Annotated in this window: 23 protein-coding genes, 2 tRNA genes and 1 pseudogene; 15 read left to right on the plus strand and 11 right to left on the minus strand. The window is 52.3% G+C overall.

Features of this window, described 5'->3' with window-relative positions; translation table 11 throughout:
• Positions 1–281 precede the first annotated feature (281 nt).
• On the plus strand, positions 282–1,655 hold the full coding sequence (locus tag OS112_10625; protein ID WAC04891.1) for a hypothetical protein: 1,374 nt from the start codon (positions 282–284) through the stop codon (positions 1,653–1,655).
• 60 nt (positions 1,656–1,715) lie between these two features.
• On the opposite strand, the gene OS112_10630 is transcribed toward OS112_10625, so the two are convergent.
• The 4 genes from OS112_10630 to hypB all read right to left on the minus strand — a co-directional run bounded on the left by OS112_10630 (position 1,716) and on the right by hypB (position 3,811).
• Positions 1,716–2,177, minus strand: coding sequence for a DUF2240 family protein (locus OS112_10630; GenBank protein ID WAC04892.1), 462 nt, complete (start codon positions 2,175–2,177; stop codon positions 1,716–1,718).
• 2 nt (positions 2,178–2,179) lie between these two features.
• The gene (locus OS112_10635; protein WAC04893.1) at positions 2,180–2,599 is read right to left on the minus strand and encodes a hypothetical protein; all 420 of its coding nucleotides are present in this window, start codon (positions 2,597–2,599) and stop codon (positions 2,180–2,182) included.
• A gap of 61 nt (positions 2,600–2,660) precedes the next feature.
• Positions 2,661–3,038, minus strand: a complete 378-nt coding sequence (locus tag OS112_10640) for a 30S ribosomal protein S8e (protein WAC04894.1) — start codon at positions 3,036–3,038, stop codon at positions 2,661–2,663.
• Positions 3,039–3,160: 122 nt separating this feature from the next.
• Positions 3,161–3,811: a hydrogenase nickel incorporation protein HypB gene (hypB, locus tag OS112_10645; protein ID WAC04895.1), complete on the minus strand. Its 651-nt coding sequence runs from the start codon at positions 3,809–3,811 to the stop codon at positions 3,161–3,163.
• A 55-nt stretch (positions 3,812–3,866) separates the two neighbouring features.
• Here hypB and OS112_10650 point away from each other — a divergent pair, with 55 nt between their 5' ends.
• From OS112_10650 to thiC, 6 genes are all read left to right on the plus strand, one after another.
• Entirely contained in the window at positions 3,867–4,139 is a 273-nt protein-coding gene (locus OS112_10650) for a signal recognition particle protein Srp19 (GenBank protein WAC04896.1), read from the plus strand.
• On the plus strand, positions 4,136–4,789 hold the full coding sequence (locus OS112_10655; GenBank protein ID WAC04897.1) for a histidinol phosphate phosphatase domain-containing protein: 654 nt from the start codon (positions 4,136–4,138) through the stop codon (positions 4,787–4,789). The genes OS112_10650 and OS112_10655 overlap by 4 nt, the downstream gene beginning before the upstream one ends.
• Before the next feature lie 103 nt (positions 4,790–4,892).
• Complete coding sequence (locus OS112_10660; protein WAC04898.1) at positions 4,893–5,162, plus strand: Gar1/Naf1 family protein; 270 nt, start codon at positions 4,893–4,895, stop codon at positions 5,160–5,162.
• A gap of 17 nt (positions 5,163–5,179) precedes the next feature.
• On the plus strand, positions 5,180–6,184 hold the full coding sequence (locus tag OS112_10665; protein ID WAC04899.1) for a transcription initiation factor IIB: 1,005 nt from the start codon (positions 5,180–5,182) through the stop codon (positions 6,182–6,184).
• A gap of 87 nt (positions 6,185–6,271) precedes the next feature.
• Positions 6,272–6,343 (plus strand) — tRNA-Ala (locus tag OS112_10670).
• Between the two features lie 172 nt (positions 6,344–6,515).
• A complete protein-coding gene (gene thiC, locus OS112_10675) occupies positions 6,516–7,748 on the plus strand; it encodes a phosphomethylpyrimidine synthase ThiC (GenBank protein ID WAC04900.1) in 1,233 nt (410 codons plus the stop codon).
• A gap of 42 nt (positions 7,749–7,790) precedes the next feature.
• On the opposite strand, the gene OS112_10680 is transcribed toward thiC, so the two are convergent.
• On the minus strand, positions 7,791–7,976 hold the full coding sequence (locus OS112_10680; protein ID WAC04901.1) for a hypothetical protein: 186 nt from the start codon (positions 7,974–7,976) through the stop codon (positions 7,791–7,793).
• A gap of 110 nt (positions 7,977–8,086) precedes the next feature.
• Between OS112_10680 and OS112_10685 the strand changes: the two genes are divergently transcribed.
• Positions 8,087–8,158: transfer RNA gene (locus OS112_10685), tRNA-Ala, on the plus strand.
• Positions 8,159–8,201: 43 nt separating this feature from the next.
• Here the strand turns inward: OS112_10685 and OS112_10690 are convergent.
• Together OS112_10690 and OS112_10695 are read right to left on the minus strand one after the other, a co-directional pair.
• Positions 8,202–8,783, minus strand: coding sequence for a hypothetical protein (locus OS112_10690; GenBank protein ID WAC04902.1), 582 nt, complete (start codon positions 8,781–8,783; stop codon positions 8,202–8,204).
• Positions 8,784–8,841: 58 nt separating this feature from the next.
• On the minus strand, positions 8,842–9,996 hold the full coding sequence (locus OS112_10695; GenBank protein WAC04903.1) for a PsbP-related protein: 1,155 nt from the start codon (positions 9,994–9,996) through the stop codon (positions 8,842–8,844).
• A gap of 410 nt (positions 9,997–10,406) precedes the next feature.
• On the opposite strand from OS112_10695, the gene OS112_10700 reads away from it, so the two are divergent.
• The 5 genes and pseudogenes from OS112_10700 to OS112_10720 all read left to right on the plus strand — a co-directional run bounded on the left by OS112_10700 (position 10,407) and on the right by OS112_10720 (position 15,612).
• Entirely contained in the window at positions 10,407–10,982 is a 576-nt protein-coding gene (locus OS112_10700) for a toll/interleukin-1 receptor domain-containing protein (protein WAC04904.1), read from the plus strand.
• A gap of 290 nt (positions 10,983–11,272) precedes the next feature.
• A pseudogene (locus OS112_10705) lies at positions 11,273–12,154 on the plus strand (IS5 family transposase).
• 679 nt (positions 12,155–12,833) lie between these two features.
• Positions 12,834–12,974, plus strand: coding sequence for a hypothetical protein (locus OS112_10710; protein WAC04905.1), 141 nt, complete (start codon positions 12,834–12,836; stop codon positions 12,972–12,974).
• Between the two features lie 217 nt (positions 12,975–13,191).
• Entirely contained in the window at positions 13,192–14,304 is a 1,113-nt protein-coding gene (locus tag OS112_10715) for a RyR domain-containing protein (protein ID WAC04906.1), read from the plus strand.
• Between the two features lie 129 nt (positions 14,305–14,433).
• Positions 14,434–15,612, plus strand: a complete 1,179-nt coding sequence (locus tag OS112_10720; GenBank protein WAC04907.1) for a TIR domain-containing protein — start codon at positions 14,434–14,436, stop codon at positions 15,610–15,612.
• 44 nt (positions 15,613–15,656) lie between these two features.
• Here OS112_10720 and OS112_10725 read toward each other — a convergent pair whose 3' ends face one another.
• The 4 genes from OS112_10725 to OS112_10740 all read right to left on the minus strand — a co-directional run bounded on the left by OS112_10725 (position 15,657) and on the right by OS112_10740 (position 19,842).
• Positions 15,657–16,100, minus strand: a complete 444-nt coding sequence (locus OS112_10725) for a hypothetical protein (protein WAC04908.1) — start codon at positions 16,098–16,100, stop codon at positions 15,657–15,659.
• Between the two features lie 76 nt (positions 16,101–16,176).
• Positions 16,177–17,040, minus strand: coding sequence for a thiamine-phosphate kinase (thiL, locus tag OS112_10730; protein WAC04909.1), 864 nt, complete (start codon positions 17,038–17,040; stop codon positions 16,177–16,179).
• Positions 17,033–19,000, minus strand: coding sequence for a DUF460 domain-containing protein (locus OS112_10735; protein ID WAC04910.1), 1,968 nt, complete (start codon positions 18,998–19,000; stop codon positions 17,033–17,035). Before OS112_10735 ends, thiL begins: the two co-directional genes overlap by 8 nt.
• Positions 18,985–19,842, minus strand: coding sequence for a serine/threonine protein phosphatase (locus OS112_10740; protein WAC04911.1), 858 nt, complete (start codon positions 19,840–19,842; stop codon positions 18,985–18,987). Before OS112_10740 ends, OS112_10735 begins: the two co-directional genes overlap by 16 nt.
• A gap of 111 nt (positions 19,843–19,953) precedes the next feature.
• On the opposite strand from OS112_10740, the gene OS112_10745 reads away from it, so the two are divergent.
• A complete protein-coding gene (locus OS112_10745; protein WAC04912.1) occupies positions 19,954–20,850 on the plus strand; it encodes a TIGR00269 family protein in 897 nt (298 codons plus the stop codon).
• The gene (locus tag OS112_10750; protein ID WAC04913.1) at positions 20,840–22,555 is read left to right on the plus strand and encodes an NAD-binding protein; all 1,716 of its coding nucleotides are present in this window, start codon (positions 20,840–20,842) and stop codon (positions 22,553–22,555) included. The genes OS112_10745 and OS112_10750 overlap by 11 nt, the downstream gene beginning before the upstream one ends.
• Positions 22,556–22,557 lie beyond the last annotated feature (2 nt).

Here is a 22,557-nt window from a genome sequence, read left to right on the forward strand (position 1 = left end):
TACTTTTAATGCTTTAAGTTTGCCCTCAATAGGAATATTGTGCTGTTTTGCGATAACCGCGAGCTTAGCTCTTAACATCAGGTCGTTGTCAAAATCTCTTGCTGATGAGCCGATTTTCTTTAACGAATATCTCGGTTTTCTGCCAATTATAATTCCTTGAGATAACTCAAGGAGGGTATGAATATTACACTTCCGGGGGGGACAGATATTTTAATATCATCACGCATCTATGCACAGCGTACAGAATCTGGTTATCTTTGATACATACGGGGATGGATGATATGTTAAATCATGAAATGTGCCGGATATCAAAGCTGTTCCGCAATGTTCCATTTCTGCTGCTGATGTGTGTTTTTATTGCTTTCCTGCTGCCCTGCGTCTCTGCTGCAATGCAGCTTTCAGAGGGGGAGAACGACCTCGGGCTGATTGCCTATACCGAAGCACCAAAGACGTGGACGATATCTCTAGATAACTTCCAGAAAGTCGAGGTGGGAGTATACAATTCAGCACGGGCGGAACCAAGCAGGTACGGCGGGTGGATGGGATATCTCAAGGTTAACGGGGAGAAGGTCTGGGAGCATACCGGGGACAGCAATATCAAAGACTACCTCATGGGAACCACGGTCAAGGAATCGGCATACCGGAACCAGTACTACGACCTGACTTCAAAGTTTCACAAGGGCCAGAACACGATCACCTACTATCACTATACAGGTGACGGAAAACACGGGCTGAAAGTCAGGCTGACAAAGGGGACTGCTGCCACACCAGTACAGACACTGACTACCTTATCGACGCCAACGAAGACACCGACACCTGCACCAACTACAGAAAAGCCCTACTGTACGGGTAGCACATGCGGAGTGATCAAATCCGTCCAGTTCAACGGGGTTGAGATCAAAGGACCCCTGACCGACCAGCAGAAGGATATTGTTGACAGGGTCAACCACTGGCTCAGTGAAGTCGATCCGGTATATGGTTCAAGACGTGTGGATGAGATATTTACTCTCAACATCGTATCCGACAATAAGCCACCATTATGGAGCGAATCAAGAGATGAGATGCAGATCCCACTAGATGCAACAGATTTTGATATCGCCCACGAGGTCGGACACTATGTGACCTACGGGATAATGATGGCAAACAATGGAGATCCTAAATATGTGCCTCTCTGGTTCAGGGACGGGCTCGCAGAGCAGATTGCCTTGCAGGTTGGAGCATCCGGCTGGCCTCGGCGGGACTGGTTTTTTACTGAGCTTGAGAGAAAAACAACCAAAGATGAGATAAGAGCTTCTGCAATAAAAGCATTTGAAGACGCACGGGAAGCGACAGATTCCCTTGATCCGGCTATGGGATATGGCTCGACTGAAACGTTCGTTGAATTTCTTTACAACCGGTACGGCAAGGATGACATTATTATCGCCATGGTGGACTCATCGAACAATGATTACCGGAAACGCGAAGATCTGGATGTAGTCCTCGAACGCAGGACCGGAAAAAGATTTTCTGAACTTGAAGAAGACTGGCTTTCATACCTTGACCAGAAATATAAAATCTACCCCGCTGTCACACCCGCTCCAGTGAACATCCCCTCTGCCGGAGATCCTATAAGCAATTTCTTCAGAGGACTTTTCCGGTGGCTCGGTGGAGGATAACGGGACTTTAGAGATTTCAATCCCAGCCGGACGGTAAAACAGGACGTACTTATCCAAAGCTCACTTTTTTTTCAGGCTCTGCTGAAGCGCTTCAAGCTTGTCCTCAAAGGGGACATTGTGCCTTTTTGCGATGATCGCCAGCGCCGCTTCAGGCAGCAGGTTGCCGTCAAACCCGTCTTTGATGAGCAGGTTCATCTCCGCGACAACTTCGGTCTCCTCTTTTTTTGTTGCCTGTGCAATGCGCCGGATCAGGTCCTGCGACGGGTCTTTTTTTTCAAAAATGACCGAGGTCGGTTTGAACCCGACCGGGATCGTAACGGCGGATATGTCAAAGCCGGGGGAAAAGACGCCTTTGTCCTGCACCAGCAACCCCTCTTCCTCGGCATTTTTTAACAAAAGGTTTGCCTGCTCGGTACTCATCCATTTGCGATCAAGCGCAAAGTAGTAGACCAGCTCGTTCTTTCGCATCGCCGTCTTCCGCGTGTGCCGGAATGGCGCTGCAATAGTAGTTTTAAGGGGCACGGCTATTTACCAAGAAGCAGGTTTTTCATATCCAGCGCATCGAGCCCGCCGGGTGCTCCTTCCTTGGCAATATCGATATCGGTATGCCTGACCCGGTCGGTGAGCCTGACAAAGAACACATCGTTTGCGATCGGCACCTTGCCGCCGCCCCGCAGTGCAAGCGCAAGCACCGAGATGCGCATGTCCTGCGATTCGGTGACGGTCCCCGGTCGTACGATATCCGGAGTGATATCGCCAAATGTTGCACGATCGACTGCCACTTCGACTTTAATCTTGACCTTGACGAGCTCTTTTGCCGGGGATGTCTTTGTGGTTTCCGAGCCGTCAAGGGATACGATATGCCTGATCGCCTCTAAAAAAGGGATGCCCATCGTAAACGAGAGGTCGATTTTCTGGGGGAACCGGTAATAGATCCTTCGCATAGCTATTCTGTATGAAATACAAGAGAAAAAAGGTACTGGTTGATGGAGATATCAACAGGATTTATTCCATCAGTATCGCGTTGATGACGCCGTCCTGACCGGGCCGGCTGACAATGCGGGCTCGCCCGATCTCGGTCTGGATGATTGCGCCTTTGGTGAGGAGGTTGCGCCGTACGTAGTTCGGGTTTGCGCTGTTCTTCTCAACATTCGTGATCTTTGCCTTTTTAGTATCGCCATTTGCCGCATTCGTCACGTTGGCGTACTGTGCACGCAGGGCACGCACCTTCTCGTTTGCGCCGGTTGTGCGTTCGATCTTCCTCTTGTCCTCACCGATATGGGTGTCCGTGGGAGCGAGGCCGATCTCGGTCCTCCGCTTCCCCTTCGCCGGACGTATACGGCCGCCGGTCACCTTCCGGATTGATTCTCCTTGCCATTGCATGAATAAACCCCGTTATATCATTGTATCTTTTAAAAACCCTTCTTATTGCCAAGGGCAGAAGAGTGGGTTTTTTTAAAGAGCGTGCTCTATATATTCCCTTTCCAGTTATTTAACAGCTGCGTTCATGAGGAGAGAATCTCGTCCAGCAGTCCGACGATGCCGTCCCCGGTCTTCAGGTTCGTGCGGAACACCTTCATGGACGGGTTGTACCGGTGGATATCCGCCTCCATGCGGTCAAGGTTTGCGCCCACGGCCTCTGCGAGGTCGACTTTGTTGATGACTCCGATCGTGCAGTCCCGAAACATCATCGGGTGCTTGTTCACGACATCGTCGCCTTCCGTCGAACTGACAATGACAATCCGTTTTTCCGCGCCCAGTTTGAAATCGGTGGGGCAGACCATGTTGCCCACGTTTTCGATGAAGAGCACATCGATCTCATCGAGCGGGAGGTGGTCGATGGCGTGTTCGACCAGATGTGCGTCAAGGTGGCATTCCTTGCCGGTGTTTGCATTATAGGCAGGGATGCCAAGCAATTTGATCCGCCTGAAATCGTCGTCCCCGTACACGTCACCGGCTATCGCCCCTGCCCGCTTCCCTTTCCTGACAAGCAGCGGGACGAGCCGTTCGATGAGTGCAGTCTTGCCCGAACCGATCGCGCCCAGAAGGTCAAACGCCCGCACCCCATGAGCCATGAGGTGCTCCGCGTTGTGGACCGCGATCCGGTTGTTGACGTCGTAGACATCCTTCTCGATCCTGACGTCAATATGGTGCATGCACTAAAGGTTGGAGCGTGCAGTGTTTATACCTTAACACACAAACCATCCTGCAATGGCAGATGAGTGTGTCCTGTACCCCTGTTATTTCAACGGCGCGCTGAAACGGAGCGAGGGGCGGAGGGTGCCCCTCAAGGCAGGGGTAAAAGCACCATCGCTTGCCGAGCTTGAGCGGGTATTGAAACGCTCGGGCCTCAGGTTCCGTGCCGAGGACAACCACCACCCGGCCCACTGGGAGCGCCATGAGGGGCGCCTTGTCGTTGAATGGAATAAGGGGAAGGGAGCGCTTATTAAAAAAGTGGCGCAGCAGATGGGAGGAAAACGATGAAAAAAATGTTCGACCTGCACACGCACACGATCCACTCAGACGGGGAGATGCTTCCGATCGAACTCATACGGCGTATGGCGGTGCTAGGGTACACCACCGTAGCCATCGCCGACCATGTCGACACCTCAAATGTCACTACTATTCTTGGGTCACTGGCGCTGGTGAAAGACTCGGCGCAGCTGTTCGGAGTGAACCTCCTGTGCGGGGTCGAGATCACCCATGTACCCCCGGAACAGATTGCCGGCCTTGCAAAACAGGCAAAAGACGCGGGAGGGGACATCGTGATTGTGCACGGCGAGACTCCTGTAGAACCAGTTGCTCCCGGCACAAACCGTGCTGCATGCACCTGCAGGTATGTCGACGTCCTCGCCCACCCGGGTATGATTAACATTGAGGATGCCATCCATGCTGCCAAAAATAATATCGCACTCGAGGTCACTTCGAGGAGTGGGCACAACCGGACCAACGGGTATGTCGTTCAGGTAGCCCGCGAAACCGGGTGTCAGGTTGTTGTGGATTCAGATGCCCACGGCCCGCACGACCTGCTGGACGAACGCGCGAGATTCCTTGTTGCGAAGGGTGCCGGGCTGACCGAAGCGGAATGCCGAGACGTATTATCTTTAAATATCGAGCAGTTCCTCTCTTCCTGAAATTATTATTTATACTTTCACAAAACTTTTAAATACTGAACAGGCATTGATATATAGATTGCTAATTTAATCTGGCACATCTGTATCTTTCAGAGGTTGTTGTGTGAAAGTTGTTGGTCGAGCGATGAGCACCCCCGGCAGCCGGATGCTCGTTATCCAGTGTGAACCCGCCCAACTCCCCGGACTGTACAGCGAAGTTATTGACCGGAAGATGCAGCCGGTCGGTAAAATCGTTGATATCTTCGGCAACATAAAAAAGCCCTACGCAACCGTCATCTGCCGCGGGCGGTGCGACATCAAACCTGAAGAGAAAGTGTTCGCAAAGGCAGCAACCGATCCAAAAGGGTACCGTCCTGTGTTAAGGAAGCGATAACAGCGTGGTGAATGTAAATGCAGGAAATTGAAAAACTCAAAGTTCTCCAGAATGAGCGGGAAGCCCTCAAGTCCCGCACGAAAATAAAAGAGCAGGAGAAGAAGGCAGAGAACCATACCGAGACCGTCTGCCCCGAGTGCGGGGGCCGGCAGCTTGTCCATGACTATGAGCGTGCAGAACTGGTCTGCCAGGGCTGCGGGCTTGTGATCGACGACGACTTCATTGACCGCGGCCCCGAATGGCGTGCGTTTGACCATGACCAGCGCATGAAGAGATCAAGGGTCGGCGCACCGATGACCTTTACGATCCATGACAAGGGGCTCTCGACCATGATCGACTGGCGCAACCGTGACAGTTACGGCAGGGCAATCTCAAGCAAGAACCGTGCCCAGCTCTACCGCCTGCGCAAGTGGCAGCGCCGTATCCGGGTCAGCAACGCGACCGAGCGCAACCTCGCGTTCGCACTCTCGGAACTCGACCGGATGGCATCGGCTCTCGGCCTCCCCCGCAATGTCCGCGAGACCGCAGCTGTCGTCTACCGTGATGCAGTGGACAAGAACCTGATCCGGGGAAGGAGTATTGAGGGAGTCGCCGCTGCAGCACTCTACGCAGCGTGCCGGCAGTGCAGCGTCCCCCGGACTCTTGATGAGATCGCGGAAGTGTCGCGTGTCTCAAGGAAAGAGATTGGACGGACATACCGGTTCATCTCCCGCGAACTGGGTTTAAAACTCCTCCCGACCTCGCCAATCGACTATGTGCCCCGGTTCTGCTCCGGGCTCACACTCAAAGGAGAGGTGCAGTCCCGCGCGGTGGAGATCCTGCGTCAGGCAGGCGAGCGCGAGCTCACCAGCGGCAGGGGGCCAACCGGTGTCGCGGCTGCGGCAATCTACATCTCATCGATCCTTGGCGGGGAACGCCGCACCCAGCGTGAAGTCGCCGAAGTCGCCGGTGTGACCGAGGTCACCATCAGGAACAGGTACAAGGAACTGGCAGAAAAGCTGGATATCGAGATCATCCTCTGATCTTTTTTTCCCATAAATTTTTGCGGCAGGCTGTGGTATCACAACAACTATATTTCATCCGCAGCAACTTTGTATGCCAGACCGTCCGGGCTCGTAGATCAGGGGTAGATCGTTACGTTCGCAACGTAAAGGCCGCGGGTTCAAATCCCGCCGGGTCCATCTTTTTTATAAGCGAGATAGATCTTACTTTTTACCTGTTCATGGTTACCAATGGAACTATACCTTCCTCTCACCAGCCCTTTAACCGGTAAATGAACTGCGCGGGCAATCAGGTATCGATGGTATTAAAACAATCATGTACACAAATTTTACTCCCTGCAACCGGTGACACATGAAAACACAGGTAGAGCGTGCAAGAGGGGGAACGATCACATCCCTGTGCAGATCCGTGGCAAATGCCGAGGGGTTACATCCCGAACTCATCGCCTCCCGCATCTCCACCGGAAGCATCGTGATCATGAGCCGGGGTAAATGCTGTGTCGGCATTGGCGAGGGGCTACGCACCAAGGTGAACGTCAACATCGGCACATCGTCCCAGAGGCACGACCCCATGGAAGAAGCGATGAAAGCGGAGATTGCCCAAAGGTATGGGGCGGATACCGTCAGTGATCTCTCGATGGGCCCGGAAATCCGGAGTACCAGGAACCTCATTTTTAACCACACGTCTCTCCCGATCACAACGGTCCCGATCTACCAGACCGCTTCTGAAACCGGCATCAGGGACATGACAGGGGAAGACATCATCCGGACCATCCATGAACAGGCAAAGGAGGGGGTCAGCTCGTTTGTCCTCCACTGCGTCAGCAGACCTGTGCTCAATGCATATAAAAAAAATAAAAGGATCCTCGGGATAGTCTCAAAAGGCGGCTCGATCACCAGCGCCTATATGCTGCTCAACCGCTGCGAGAACCCGTTTATTGAACATTTCAGGACCGTCCTTTCCATCCTGAAAAAGTATGATATTGTCCTCTCCCTGGGCAATACCATGCGGAGCGGCGGCATCCACGATGCACGGGATAAAGCCCAGCTTGCAGAGATCCGCGAAAATATCAGGCTTGCCCGTCTTGCACACGATGCAGGCGTCCAGGTGATCATCGAGGGGGTAGGCGGACACGTACGAACGGATAAGATCGCGCAATATGTGAAATACCATAAACGGCTGGCAAACTTCCCGCTCTTTGTTGCCGGCCCGCTGCCGACGGACGTGGCGATGGGGTATGACCATATTGCCGGATGTGCCGGTGCAAGCATTGCAAGCGGTGCGGGGGCGGACTACCTCTGTTATATCACACCCGCCGAACACCTCAGCCTCCCAACGCCGGAGCAGGTGCGGGAGGGGCTGATCGCGTTCAGGATTGCCGCACATATCGGGGACAGCGTAAAATACGGGCTTTCCCCTGCTGATGCATCGGTTTCAAAGAACCGTGCAGACATGGACTGGGAGGGGCAGTTCTGCAATGCGCTCGATCCGGACAAGGCGCGGTTGATGGCGCCCCGCTCCGGCCCGTGCTCGATGTGCGGTGATTTTTGTGCCATCAAAATCATGCGGGAACTGGCACTGTGAGATATACCTGGTTGAATGAGAAAGTGATCAGGAACACCGTTTTTACTTCTTCTGCTGCATTGACGCGACTTCGCTCTCAAGCGTCGACTTCAGCCTGTCCACAGCTTCGTTGAGGTCGCTGGTTGTAGTAATCATGAACGAGTTATCGCTCTTTGGGTCGTGGTAGTTGACGATATACTCGATCTGCCCGTCCTTTCCTTTCTTGGGTTCGATGATCAGCTTTGCCATAATGATGCACAAAAGGTTCTGTCTTTATCCCTCATGTTTCTTTTTAAACAAGACGCCGATCAGCAACAACTATATGGAATCCGCAGAAAAATAGTATGCCACATCTGTTGGGGCTCGTAGATCAGGGGTAGATCGTCACGTTTGCAACGTGAAGGCCACGGGTTCGAATCCCGTCGAGTCCATCTTTTGTTTTCCCTTTTTTTAGATTGGAATTTAAAAAAATGATTATTTAGGTCTGGCCACTTCAACTGCATCAATGGTGATGAGCGGCATCTGCGCTCCGCTCTGAGGCAATACAACTGCAGTATTGGAATTTTTCGCTGGAGATACTACTAATGTGTGGACACCATCCGGCAGTCCGGCAGCAATCGGGACAGTTTTTATCGCTGCATTGTTAGAATACATGTCGATCGACGGAAGTGTTTTCCCATCGAGAGTGACTTCAGCAGTTCCTCCAAACGGAGCTGCGAGATATACAAGAGCAATACCTGTCCCATTAAAAGTCAGGGTCATTTTAATGTTGTTGTATCCATAGGAACCGTAACCGGTCAATGTCCATGTGCCCCCGCTGGCCTGATTATTTTGTTCATTTTTCCAGCCGGGACTGTATACGATCATTGGGTCGGATTCTTCAACACGGATGGTTTCTATCTGGGATACCGGGCTTGTTGTTGTTACCTGAACAAGAGGCGATCCACCGCTGGACTGAGGATTTGATGCAGTGTTTGAACACCCGCACAGAAAAACTCCGCATACCACTATAGCAATTGCACATATTGACAGCGGGATGATGGCAATTCGTTTCATAGATAATAATAAAATTAATGAATAGTAATAATGATTTTGTTTTGAAAGACAGGGAAAATTATTTTCTCTTCTTTTGCATCATTGCACCGAAGTAAACGAGCGCAACAGATACGACACTAATTATGTATACCGGCTCAATTCCCGATTTCTGGGTAGTGGTGACGACAGGAACGGTTGCTTCCGATTTTACATCATCGATTAAAACAACGTAATCCCCTGTTCCGATATCCTGCTGAGATGAGTATGAGTAGTCATCCTCAATACCGATACTCATCCACATCAGTTTGTCAAGATCCATTTTGCCGTTGAGGTCTTGTTTTTCCCATGTCATTGGTTGGAACTTTGAAAACGGGATATTGGAATATTCCCATCCGGCCTTATCCAGTTCGCGGGCAACCGCCCAATAGCCGATGCTGGGTTCGAGTGATTCGAAGAGGTATACTCTCAGATGGCCGGTTTTTACCATCGGGTTATATGACCAGAATCCGATGCCATTCTGATTCGTGAGATCGAATTGTTTCAGATCTCGCCCGATTCCACCCCAGTCCGGTCTTTCAATATTGTTGAACTGGCAGGTTATTTTGATAGAGCTGGAACCGGATTTCACGTTTATGGTATCGAGAGCATTTGTACAGACATCTCCCGGCCCGGCAAATGGGAGCCACGCAGTTGTATCTTCCATGGGATCGGACAGGGGCTTGGAAGATTTTTGAGTCGGAGTTGGCGGGGGTGAGGTAAATTTCAGTGTATTAAGACTGCTTTCGAAAATTGACTGATATTTATCATAACTGGCTGTGGGAGTTGTCAATGTAAAAACATACCAATGATCTTGATCTATTAAAAAAGAGATTTTTTGACGAACTTTTACACTTTTGAATACTGTGTCATAAACAAGAACTCGTGCATCCCGATCTCCTACTTTTGTCCTTTCTTCAGATACCAATTGAAAATTATATTCCGATCCTAGCCTCGTGAGCTCTAATTTTGTTGCTGATACCACATCATCTATTCCAAAACCCATTGTATTATTGACATTAACATTTATGGAACTTGCAGAATTTGTGTCTTTGAATGCGATTATTACTCCTTTTTGACTGTTATCTACAATCCATCCCGCCGGGGGATCAAATGAGAAGCCATATTGAGAATTTGTGTAAGCACTTGTCACAGTGACAAGCAGCACTAAGGCAATTGATAATCCAATACAATACATCACTGTGTTCCGGGAATATCCCGAATGCGATTGCGTTCTGAAAACAACCACCATATCCAGGTCACATACCTTTATTGAAGGGGAATTGCTCGTAAAATATTTAAAGAATGTTTTTTAATCAAAACAATTCTATCAATTATAATATGTCCCGCACCTCCGAATTCCTTCGGACTCTATGTTATATCGATGGCGGAATTCTCCTGTTCACAACAGTATTACGATTAAACCAAGGGGACATTAACGCGTTATTTATTCTTATCCCCGCGCTTCTCTCATTCGCTGCAGGCAGATATTATACTACACATAAGGATTATGTTTCATTCTGGTCCCTCCTCATATCGGGAGGCTTGGGTTATGTAATGCTCATTAATCAGAATCCTTACTATCCTGACCCAGTCGGGACAGTATTAATGAAATTCCTCCTGCTCGCGTTCCCGCAAACAGTGATCCTGATCCTTACAATAAAAATCAAGGGTTTTGTCCTGTATCCAAAGGATGAGCCTGCTATACAAAACAAAGCTACCTTTTCCCCAGATAAAGGTGTAAAACCGTTATCCTCAACCGGCCATCACGACGTCTTCATCAGCCATGCACAGGCAGACAAACCTGTAGCAGATGCCGTATGTGCCCGGCTTGAAGCTGCCAACATCCGCTGCTGGATTGCACCCCGTGACGTTCCACCCGGCAAGGATTTCCCGGAAGCCATCATTGAGGGCATAGAAGGGAGCCGGGTGATGGTTCTCATCTTCTCGTCCCATTCCAATAACTCAAAACATGTCATCCGCGAACTTACGAGTGCAGTCAACAAGGGGCTCGTCATCGTCCCGTTCCGGATTGAGGATATCATTCCTTCAAAGTCCATGGAGTACCTCATCAACATTCCTCACTGGCTTGACGCACTGACTCCCCCGCTGGAACAACATCTCGAAACTCTTACGGATCGGATTGTACACATTTTACAGGATATTCCATTGCCTGAGAAATAGAGAAGATCATTTTTTCTGATGCAGAATCGGGAGCCTCTGCATAGCCACAAATTTTTTTATCTATATTCAGACTTAAAATTAAATACGGCATAACCAGAAAATATTATTTAAATTGTGATGGTACTGATCGTATGAAAGCGAAGTCATTTGTGATATTCGTATTAATAATCCTGACAATTACGGCTCTGTAGAAAACCTGATCTAAAACAGAGTTGTACCGACGACCGAAAGAGCTAAGGTACGGTGTCTCCTTACCTTGTTATGCAATCAACCTGTAAGGAGACGATATAGTGTCAGCAAACCGGTATATCAGGTTTGTTGAAATATCATCCGGATTGATCAAAGATTCAAGAATTCCTCTTTTCTCTTCCAAGTTCTCAAGAAAAACCTATACCCAACACCAGTTACTCATTCTCCTTCTCCTGAAAGAATATCTGTCTGAAGATTACCGGGACACGATCGAACTAACTGAGATCATGGATTCTCTCAGAGAGAAGATTCACCTCGATGAAGTACCTCATTTCACGACTATCCAGAAGTTCTGTCAACGGATCCGATCATTCACTTTCACCCGGTTACTTAACCGGCTCATGAAAATGTTCTACGACTGGGGCGAGAGGATCCCTTGTACTGCTATCGATTCATCCGGGTTCACCAGCTCCTATGCCAGCCATTATTATTCGTGGAGAACCGGTAAGACCAGAAAACGGTTCCTGAAAACCTCGATCTCCGTTGATACTGATCGTCAGATTATCACCGGTCTGAAGATCTCCCAGCACCCGGTCCATGATATCCCTCACGCTGAAAAACTCCTGAAACAAACTCACAGAACCAGACAATCCGACCTCTATGTCATGGACAAAGGATACGACTCTGAAGAGATCCATGAATTGATCCGGGACTCCCTCAACTCCTGTTCCCTTATCCCGGTCAGAAACAGAAAACGGAAACGAATCTCCGGGTATTACCGAAGACGAATCGCTCAGTCATTCGATGAAGATAAGTATCATCAGAGAAATAAGGTCGAAACGGTATTCTCCGTCCTGAAAAGAAAGTTCGGAGAAGCCCTCAAGGCTCGAAAATACAGACTCCAGATCAAGGAGATCAAAATTAAAGTGATCCTCTATAACCTCTCAAGAATGATGTTAACAATTTCAGTTCTTATTCGTATTGAGGAATTCTACAGAGCCACAATTACAACAATCGGTTGCGTGCAGAACACTTCAAATCCTGCCAAGGTAACAACCGGTATTCAGGCATCCCCGACAGCAGTTTCTTCTGCCGGCACCCCGGAAATATCGCCCGCTCCCGGAACGACCGCCGCTGGTACAAAAACCAGTATTGTCACACCTCCCGTACTCACCAAGGTCATTAAAGACAGTGACCTGCTATTCTCATTAAAAGTACCTGAAAATTATTATGGGGCGACGAGAAGGTTATCGAACAGGGAGGGTTACTCGGGAATGATCTTTGCATCCGATATCGTAGATAAGAGTAACAGGAATCCGCAGTCAATTGAGAACTCTACCGACGATGGGTTGTATATACTAACCTATGGTATCGCGAGGAACCAGGACCAGGATCTACGCAACTGGATCCGCGAACACTGGGTAAAGCCTGTCGAAACATCAGTTGTGATAAACGGGATCAAGTACACCAGGTTTGAGACAGGTTCGGGCATTAAGAGCGTTGCATACATTGGTTCAAAAACCAGTGCCAATGAAAAAGCATACGCGGTTGCCATTATCTATAATGTTGATCCGTCAGCAACCAAGCTCGGGATCGAAGGTCATGACGCAATGGTGAATTCGTTCCGATGGCTCACGATTAAAGAGGCCGGAACCACAACAGGTGAAGAGACGCAAAAAATATAAGCGCGGTTTAGCCCTTTCATCCTCGCTCGACGCCCTCACTCCCCCGCTGGAGCAGCACCTGGACAGCCTTACGGTCCGGATCACCCACATCCTCTCGGGTACCCCAGTGATGAAGTGATAAAGAGTGTCACACGTCATGCCGGCACAATCCACCCCACGATGAGTTCTTCTCATCCTCGCGATTTGAGGGATTATAAATCCCACCGGGTCCATCCTTGTTTTTATCATAATTCCTGAGAACGAGCCTCCATGCAGTTGATCCCTGCATACGGTATTTAATGAAAAACGTGAATATTATCGTTTAACAGAAACCAGATTGGACAGAAGGTGTGGAGATGCTTTTACAGAACGATGACAAACTGGCACAGGTCCTGAACTCGCTGCCGGTACTGATATTTTTTACAGATCCTGACGGTGTATTTCTCTGGAAAAATAAGATATTTTATAAATTTTTCACGGGCTTGAAAATATCCGGAGGAGTAAATTCCATTGGTGATCTTTTTCCGGAAGATAAAGAGGAGTTCTCCCGCGATATTCACAAAGTCGCCTCAACCGGTGAGCCGAAGTACGGGATCATCCGCCGGATCGACACCGCAAAAGCCGGTGCAAAAACCCTGAAGTTCAGTATCCTCCCCTTCAATGGCAGCGGAAAGAGAAAATTTGAAATCCTTGTATTTGGGACAGACATCACCGAACAGGCCGAGATGGAACAATTGAAAAAGGATGCTTATGACCAGATCGAGAGAAATATCGAACAGTTCGCAATATTGGGAGACCACCTTCGCAACCCTGTCACTGGAATTGTCGGGTTCTGCGATCTGCTTGACGACAAAACCATCGCCCAGAAGATCATTGGACAGGCTAAAGAGATCGACCGCATCATCACGCAGATAGATCAGGGCTGGATCGAATCGGAAAAAGTCAGGACTGTTATTAAAAAATACTATGATGTCGGCGTAAGCGGGACGCATGAACTCGTTGCCCGTGCGATTCATGAAGAATATATCTCTCAGCAGAAGAAGTTGGGGATGACCCCGGAAACAAACCCCTCGATGCGCCCCTGGAACGAGCTGTCCCGCCACCTGCAGGATGCAAACCTCAAGCAGGCTGACGATGCGTGGAAGAAGCTGCAGATGATCCAATGTGCTATCGGTTTTGCCATAAAACCGGACGAGCCGTTGTTCAGGTTCCTCCCCCAGGAGATCGAGATGCTGGCTGAACATGAACACCAGCGCTGGATGGATGAAAAGGTAAAAATGGGGTGGAAATACGGGCCCGAGACCAATGATAAGGCAAGAATTCATAATTGTATAGTGCCGTGGGAGGTTCTGCCGGACCATGAGAGGGAAAAAGACCGGGATGCGGTCCAGGCCCTGCCGCAAATCCTTGCGAAGGTACGGTTGAAAATTATCCGGTTCGAAGAAAAAGAACCGCAAGACTATATGTGATTTTTGTCATTCGTGGACAGGTAAATCCTTGAATCGTATGTTCGGATTATAGGGAAAGGCTAATAATACAAAGACCACCAGAAAACAATGGATAGATAATTCGGAATAAAATATTGGGATGCTCAGGATATGCCACCTCCAGATGAATTTTCCCGGCCCAATGTAAACCATCACGATGTCTTCATCAGCTATGCCCAGCTTGATAAACCGATCGCCGATGCCGTATGTGCAAAACTGGAATCCCGCCATATCCGGTGCTGGATTGCACCACGGGATGTGCCTCCGGGGAAAAATTTCCCGGAAGCAATCATCGATGCGATTGAAGAGAGTAAAGTTGTCACGCTGATCTTTTCATCGCACGCCAACAATTCTCCTCATGTACTCAGGGAAGTCACCAAAGCCGTGAACAAAGGCTGCATCATCGTCCCGTTCCGGGTTGAAGATGTCGTGCCGTCCAAATCGATGGAATACCTGATCAGTGTCCCGCACTGGCTGGATGCAATTACACCTCCACTCGAGAAGCATATTGATGAACTGGCTGGTAACGTTGAACGAATTCTTTTGTCGTCAAAGGAACCTGCAGTCTGCGCGTCCTGTAAAACACCCCTCTCGTCCAATGCCCTTTTCTGCGAGAACTGCGGGAAACCTGTAACTGCAATTGTGCCCCAGGCTGCAACGCCGCCACCGCCACCAGTTGCAGAGCCATTGCCTGAAAAACCCGTGGATAAGCCGGCCAAGGTAGCGGAGGGGGAGGCACCCCCATTACCGGTTTCACCTAAGGCACATCCGGGGCGCAACCGGAAGCTGCTCATCGGTGCCGGCATCATTGTTGCCGTGCTTGTTGCCCTGGTCTTTGCGTTTATCATAAATCCTGCTACACTGCTCCAACCTATCGGAATTTCGATCAACGGGGGTGCAGCTTCACCCGTTACTGCAACGCCGACTCCCGTGAACTACCGGAGCGGGAACGCACCGATCAATACCGTGATTCTGACAACGGTACCGACACAGGTGCTTCCCGAAGGAAACTCGCTGACCATTGTCGCAGAAAAAAACCCCGTTGATGCAGAAGTGGTTGTCAAGTTCGAAGGGGGTCGCGGGCAGGGGCTTGTGCTGGACAACCAGGTGATCCTGACGAGATCCGATGGGACCGTCACACAAGGGAAACTGGACTTTAGCCGGAAACCGTCAGAAGTCACCCTGCAGGGAACCCGCGGGACGGACCGCTTGCAGGTGATCGTGACCATGCGTTCCGGTGCAACCTATGCAATCGTAGACCAGTTGCTGCCATACCGGGTAAGGGGATAAAAAAGGAATTTTTTAAAATTTTATTTTTCATTGGGTTCCGGCCATCAGTTGATCCAGTCAAGTATCTGGTTTGCCGGCTCATGCACCCTTTTTTGGCCAATTTTCTCCTTGACACGTTTTACCGCCTCAATTGCGGGTGATGGCCTGGGTTGCTCATACCGCCCGTAATCCATATAGTCATTTGCCATGGAATCATCGACAGCAATCTCCTGCATAAGCAGGGTGACCGGATCTTCCTGCGGGACTGGATCCGGTGTGTCCGGGATTCGGATCAGGTTGTGTATCTTTACCGGTTCCGGCGTCATTGACGGTTCCTGGAGAGTTATTGACGGGGGAGCGATGTTGATGAGGGGGGGCGGTGCTGCAGAAGGGACCTCCGGAGCCGGTGAAGATGTGCCTGAACGCTGGATTAAAAAGTTCACGAAGTCTTCGACCTCGCGCCGTTGTTCGGGTGAAAGCCGGTCCAGTTTGCTCTCGAGCGATTCCATATGTCCTTTTTGTCCTCCTTGTAGTGATCAATATCTCGTTTTTGGTATTAAGGAAAACCGGTCGGGAGCAGGAGCATCAGGCCCATGTGTGCTGGTACCCCCGCTTCTCCAGCACCTGCCCGTCGCAGAGCACGCGGCAGTCTGAGGTCACCTCGCCGATAACAGTATACCCGACCCCGGCAACAGGGTGCTTTCCTCTGGGGCAGGTGAATATCAGTTCGTAGTCGCCGCCACCATGGAGCGCGAGCTCCCGTGCCTGTGCTTCCGGTATTCCGGCAGGGAGCGGCAACTCTGCCGATTCGATCCGAAATCCGCAGTTGTTGGCATCGGCAAGGTCGTACAACGAGAGCGCAATCCCATCGCTCACATCCATCATCGCTGACACACCCGCACACCCGAGTGCCTGCCCTTCGGCGACACGGGGCTGCGGTTCAAACAGGGCTTTCCTGTGTTGCGGGTACCCCTCAAGAAATGCCTGCGCCTGCCCGCAGGTGCCGGTAACACATACGAGGTCTCCGGTTTTAGCACCAGTGCGCCGTACAAGGTGTTCGTTTCCGACAAAGCCCAGCCCCGTGCTGACAATGGTGAGTTCGCAGTGCCGGTCGATGTCTCCGCCGATGATCTCAGCCCCGTATTTTGTACAGCAGTCCTGCGCACCCTGCATGACGCCGGCAAGCTGCTCCCACCGGTCAAGCCCGACAGCAAGAAGCACGTAGCGGGGGGCTGCCCCCATGCCCGCGATATCCGACAGGGTGACAGCGGCGCTCATCCACCCGATCTGCCAGTCGGTCATTCCGCCAACAAAATCGGTCGTGGCATGGAGCATGTCTGTTGTCACCACCATCACCTGGTCGCCAAACGGCAGTATCGCACAATCGTCGAGGCAGCGGTCCCGCCCTACAATCCCCATCACGGTTTTCAACAGCGTCCGGTCATCCACCCTTGCGCACCTCCTTACCCCGTTCGCTCTTGTACTCCTTGAAGATGTGCTCGACCATTGCTGATTTCTTCGCCCGTTCACGCAGCTCCTGTTCCTCACGCCACCGGTCGAGCGCGGCATCGAGTGCCTCTTTTGGCACGCGGCCGATCTTTCCTTTCACCTGTGCGTGGGTCTCCGTACCGGAGAGGAGCGGGACTCCGGACTCCCTGAATGAGGGGAGCATCTGCGGGTCGCATGCCGCAAGAGAGGGGGCGGATACAATGACTGCAGTAACCCCGGCATCAGCAAGGTCCTTGACCACGCTCCTGCCCCACCCGTCGGTGCGGGTGACATAGATCACATCCCCTTCTTCAATCCCTGCCTCCCCGGCGAGCTGGAAGAGCCCGTCTTTTGTCAGCGCATCCAGCACCTTGACAGGGACGGCTTCTCCTTCCAGGGTAATTTCCTCTGACTCTTTTTTTCGCCCGAGCCTTTTTTTAAGGGATCTGTTGTGCCGTTCCTCTTTCCTGAGGCGTTTTTTGAGGCTCTGGATAATTGTATCCCGCTGGACAATACCGGTATCCCTTGCAAGCTCTGTGTCCCGGGCGGTGTGGACACGGCGCAACCTTGACTGGAGGCGCTGGATCTCGTAATTGCGTTCCTTGATCTCTTCCTGCAGCTCGGCAACATAAGTGCGAAGTCGTTTTACCATCCCGTCAAGCACCCGCACCCTTTCGTCATGTTTCCCATCGACTGTAACCACGGGTCCGGTAGCAGATACGGGCGCTTCCACTTTGACCTTGAGGTCCCCGAGCACCTGCTCCAGCGCCTGCCCGCGGATCACCCGCGCCCGCACCTCGTCAAGGTCATGACCGGGCGGCACCCGCTTTGCAAGGTTCTGGAACTTGTTTCGGTACTGCCGGTACGCGTCGAGCGCAGCCGAGAGCGCGTCACGCTCATGGTCGTTTGCGTACTGGAATGCAGAGGTCAGGTCTATCTTTGATTCCACGCTCATATCCTGCCGGGGGGAATGCGCGATTGCGGAGAACGCCCGCCGGATCTTTTCCACCGAAAACGGCATCTCCTGTACATCCGAGGCAATGATCAACGGTTTTCCAACCTTGTATAGCGATTCAACCACATCGGACATGTTCATCTGCCGGGAGCTGGCAAGATGGAGCAGGTTGCCGTCAAGGTCAATTGCAGCAACAGCGGTGGTCGTACCAGGGTCAATCCCCACGATAAGGTACCGGGGCTTCCCGGTGAGCGGGCGGAACCTTATCCTGTCTAGCCGTTTGCCGCTGATCCGAACCTGAACATCGGCGCCGCGGTACGTGGACACGGGGATCTGGTCCCGCACGGAAAATACCCGGAATGCGACACGGCTGCACCCGCCGAACGCCCGGGTCTCCTTCTTCTCGTACCTCAAGCCGGATGCGATCAGGATCTGTTCGATCTCCCGGCCTTTGCGCTGCACTCCGCCATGGATCTTCCTAACATACCGGTTCTGGCTCCATCCGCCCTTGCCCGGGGAGCGGTGCCGGCTTACCACGACCTCGGTCTCGTTCTCAAATGCTATAACCTCGGCACCGGCTCCAAGGGATGCGACCTGGGCCGAGGTCCGTGCCTCCGCGAAGGGATCAAACCGGTCGAAGCTGATGTTGTAACGGGCTGCAACTTTTCCGAGCGTCTCCTTGCGTTCGCCGCCTGTTACCTGAACAAGGCGTGTCTGCGGGGGGAGGTGCTGGAGAAAAAAGAAGAGTTCGTGCTGGTCAGCTGCAATCTCCTGCAGGCTGTCCACAGCAAGGATATCGGGCTGTTCAGCCGAGAGCAGGCGGAAGAGCCGGAACATCGAGACTTCGCTTTCGCTCGCTATCAGCTGCCCCTCCATGCGGACAAGGGCGTACATGGGGCGGCGGGACTTTGACCGTACTGAGCCTTTGATGATGTCGATTCCAAAGACCTTCAACCGGTCACGCATTCTAACGTGTCCTCCGGGCTGGATGCGACCTTGTATTTTCTTTTGAAATATGCCAGGATGTTCCCGATATCCCTCTGCAACACCTGCTGCGCATTCGGGTGGCCGGATTCCACCCACTGGGGCCAGTCGATGATGATGCACCGCCCATCCTCGACCATGATATTGAACTCTGAGAGGTCTGCATGGATGATCCCCGCCCTGTAGGCCGAGCGGACGTTAGTTAAGATCTCGTCAAGCATCTTTTTGGGGTCATCGAGCCGGCACCGGTTCAGGTTGGGCCCGGCAACAAGCGACATAACCACCGCATGCCTGTTCCTGTCCACAGGCACGGGCACGCTCACTTTCGGGTGCAGGGCACAAAGGGCCGCATACTCCCGTTCAGCAGACCGGCTGGACGCGAAGATCCACGGGAAGTGCCCGCCGTCCGGCATGTACTCGCGGTTGGTCCGGGCTGACGCAAACGACCGCTGCCCGACCCGGTGGAACTTGATTGCAACCGGGCAGAGCCCGATCGCCTCGTGCACAACCGACTCCTTCCCCTCGCCGATCAGGGAACCGAGCGCCGAGATCGTCCCTTTCTTGGTGAGCGCGTGCAGGGCAAGCGTGTCATATCCCCCGGATACGAGCGCGTACCCGTCATACGGTACCGGGTTGAAACGTACCATCCCCCAGCCGATAAGCCGCCGGAGCCGGTAGTCCGTCTCCGATTCCGACAGACCGATCGAGGTTTTGATCTGCTCCAGAGGCACCCACGAGTACCGCTTCATCCAGCGTTCGATGATGGAAAGGATGCGAAGTTCGTACTTGTGCAGGGAGCGGATATGCTCGGCGGAAACGGGCATGTCAACACATTGGTTATGTGGCGGACTATAAAATGCTCTTTGAGGTTTGCATTTGTACCGTTGAACACAAATTTAAACATCTTTAATCATCCAGTTTTTATCGGACAAACGATGCGGTGCGACAAATGCAGGCGCGGGGCGATCATACTACAGCGGTATTCGGGGTTGCACCTCTGTGAAGACCATTTTATCGCCGACTTTGAGGCAAAGGCAAAACGCGCCATCCGCACCCACCACTGGATGAAGAGCGGCGACCATATCGCGGTGGCGCTCTCCGGGGGAAAAGACAGCAGCTCCCTGCTCTATTTTTTAAAAAAACTGACCGCACAGCGCCGTGATATCACCCTGTCGGCGATCACGGTTGATGAAGGCATCGGGGGATACCGTGACCCTTCCCGGGCAGTACACATCGCCGGATCGCTGGGAACCGACTGCATGACCGCGACATTCCGGGACGAGTACGGTGTCACGGTCGACGAGATCGTGGCAAAAAAGGGTGACGCCTGCTCCTGCTCGTACTGCGGAGTGCTCAGGCGCTCGCTGATTAACCGGATCGCACGGGAGCAAGGCGTGACAAAACTCGCGCTGGGGTTCAACCTCGATGATGAGGCACAGTCGGTGCTCATGAACGTGCTGCGGGGGGACATCGGCCGGCTGCTCCGCCCGCAGCGGGAAGTCGCGGGCATGGTGCCGCGGATCCGCCCGTTCATATACATTCCGGAACGCGAGGTCGCGCTCTACGCCCACCTGCACGTGAAGGGATTTGAACGGGGGCGCTGCCCCTATGCCCACAACGCCCTGCGTGCGGATGTGCGGGCGATGCTCAACGACTATGCGTTCCGGCACCCGTCCACGAAATATTCACTGGTGAACGGCGGCGAACGCCTTGCTGAAGCCAGGGTAGCGGTGAGCGAAGAGATCCGGACCTGTGAACAGTGCGGAGAGCCCTGCGGCATCACGTGCCGGAGCTGCCAGATCATAAGGGAGGTACTCGGTAGTGCCACATAAACGGGGCGCACTCTGGAGACTGCTCCGCGGCTCGCCCGGAGCCCAGATCGGCCTCTATTTCCTCGCGTTCGCGATGCTGATCGGGTTGTACACATCCATATTCCATTCCCTGTACCCGGTGCTTGAGAACAAACCGATCAACTGGATAACAGCCCTGCTCTTTGTTGTGGAATCCATGACAACTGTCGGGTACGGGGATCTGTTGCCATTCACCAACGACCTCACTGCCCTGCTTGCCATCCAGATTATGATCTCGGGAGTCATCATGATCTTCATCGTCGTCCCGCTCCTCCTTGCCCCGTTCCTCACAACGTTACTGGCACCTACCCCGCCCCGCAGGACACCCCATGCCCTCAAAGGGCACATCGTGGTCATCGGGTATGATGAACTCACCCGCTCGCTCATTGAGAGCCTGACAATTTCGGATCATGACATCGTCATCATTGAGCAGGACAAGACAGAAGCACTCGGGATCGCTGCCCAGTTCCGCAGACGGGCCTTCGTCATCTGGGGCGATTACACGGATATGGCGACATGGTCGGCGGCGCATATCGCCAATGCAGCGTTTATTGTCATCTGCAAGGATGAACGGGATACGGCAAACATCGTCCTTGGCATACGCGAGATGGCCCGCGGGAAGATTGTTGCCGTCGTCGACAAGCTCTCATTTGACCGGTACCTCCGGTACGCGGGTGCGGAGTATGTGCTCTCCCCCAAACACGCAACCGGCAGGATACTTGCCCGGCATGCCGTTCTCAACCCAAGCGGCGACACCGCACCCGAGATCCCCGGACTCGAACGGTTGAGTATCAACCTTGCCGACCACCGGGAGCGCGAACTCCTGCTGATCAACATACCAGTAGTCACCGGGTGCAGGGCGGCAGGAAAGACCATCGCGGAACTGGAACTTTTTGAACGCTTTGGCGTCCTCGTCCTCTTTCTCTGGAAAAGCGGGACATTCAAACCTTTACCGGATGGTTCGGACATCATTGACAACACCACCTCGCTCTTCCTTTTCGGCAGGGCAGACGGGATCGCTGCAGCGATCATGGGGGAATTTGACAGCGACTGGCGCACGGAGGCACTCGCTGTCATCGCGGGTTTTGGCGATGTGGGGGCTGCCGCATACCAGGAACTCAGGTCTGCCGGGATCTCGTGCATGGTTGTCGACGCCAAAGGGCATGGCGTCGACCAGGTTCTCGGGAATGCCGAAGATGAAGAGGTGCTAAAACAGGCAAAGATTGCGGAAGCACAGTTCTGTATTGTTGCTGTCAACGATGATGATGTGAACATCTTTACCACCCTCATGGCACGCAACCTGAACCCGACGATACGAATTCTTGCAAGGGCCAACGAGCAGGTATCGGTCGATAAACTGTACCGTGCCGGTGCAGATTATGTTGCCATTCTGCCAACCATCGGGGGGCAGATCATCGGGCGTATACTTCTCTCTGATACCGTGACCATCCTGCTCGACCTGCCCAACGGTGAAAAAGTAGTGATGAAGCACGTGATGACTCCCTCACTGCCAACCGTGGGATGGGTGAAACACAAAAGCGGGGTCAGGATTATCGGGATCGAATCGGCAGACCGCTCGGTTGTCGCACCACAGGACGGCGAACCGCTCCGTGAAGGTGATGCGGTGATCGCGATCGGAGAGACTGAACAGCTGAAGCGGCTGATACACTTTGTGAAAGGAGAGTGAAT

The sequence above is a fragment of the Methanoregula sp. genome, assembly GCA_026625165.1.
Classification (GTDB): Archaea; Halobacteriota; Methanomicrobia; order Methanomicrobiales; family Methanospirillaceae; genus MVRE01.

Coding starts and splice junctions, on each gene's coding strand:
- OS112_10625 (WAC04891.1), top strand. CDS start 282: ATGTTAAATCATGAAATGTGCCGGATATCAAAGCTGTTCCGCAATGTT.
- OS112_10635 (WAC04893.1), bottom strand. CDS start 2,599: ATGCGAAGGATCTATTACCGGTTCCCCCAGAAAATCGACCTCTCGTTT.
- OS112_10640 (WAC04894.1), bottom strand. CDS start 3,038: ATGCAATGGCAAGGAGAATCAATCCGGAAGGTGACCGGCGGCCGTATA.
- hypB (WAC04895.1), bottom strand. CDS start 3,811: ATGCACCATATTGACGTCAGGATCGAGAAGGATGTCTACGACGTCAAC.
- OS112_10650 (WAC04896.1), top strand. CDS start 3,867: ATGGCAGATGAGTGTGTCCTGTACCCCTGTTATTTCAACGGCGCGCTG.
- OS112_10655 (WAC04897.1), top strand. CDS start 4,136: ATGAAAAAAATGTTCGACCTGCACACGCACACGATCCACTCAGACGGG.
- OS112_10665 (WAC04899.1), top strand. CDS start 5,180: ATGCAGGAAATTGAAAAACTCAAAGTTCTCCAGAATGAGCGGGAAGCC.
- thiC (WAC04900.1), top strand. CDS start 6,516: ATGAAAACACAGGTAGAGCGTGCAAGAGGGGGAACGATCACATCCCTG.
- OS112_10680 (WAC04901.1), bottom strand. CDS start 7,976: ATGGCAAAGCTGATCATCGAACCCAAGAAAGGAAAGGACGGGCAGATC.
- OS112_10690 (WAC04902.1), bottom strand. CDS start 8,783: ATGAAACGAATTGCCATCATCCCGCTGTCAATATGTGCAATTGCTATA.
- OS112_10695 (WAC04903.1), bottom strand. CDS start 9,996: ATGTATTGTATTGGATTATCAATTGCCTTAGTGCTGCTTGTCACTGTG.
- OS112_10700 (WAC04904.1), top strand. CDS start 10,407: ATGAAATTCCTCCTGCTCGCGTTCCCGCAAACAGTGATCCTGATCCTT.
- OS112_10715 (WAC04906.1), top strand. CDS start 13,192: ATGCTTTTACAGAACGATGACAAACTGGCACAGGTCCTGAACTCGCTG.
- OS112_10720 (WAC04907.1), top strand. CDS start 14,434: ATGCCACCTCCAGATGAATTTTCCCGGCCCAATGTAAACCATCACGAT.
- OS112_10725 (WAC04908.1), bottom strand. CDS start 16,100: ATGGAATCGCTCGAGAGCAAACTGGACCGGCTTTCACCCGAACAACGG.
- OS112_10735 (WAC04910.1), bottom strand. CDS start 19,000: ATGCGTGACCGGTTGAAGGTCTTTGGAATCGACATCATCAAAGGCTCA.
- OS112_10740 (WAC04911.1), bottom strand. CDS start 19,842: ATGCCCGTTTCCGCCGAGCATATCCGCTCCCTGCACAAGTACGAACTT.
- OS112_10745 (WAC04912.1), top strand. CDS start 19,954: ATGCGGTGCGACAAATGCAGGCGCGGGGCGATCATACTACAGCGGTAT.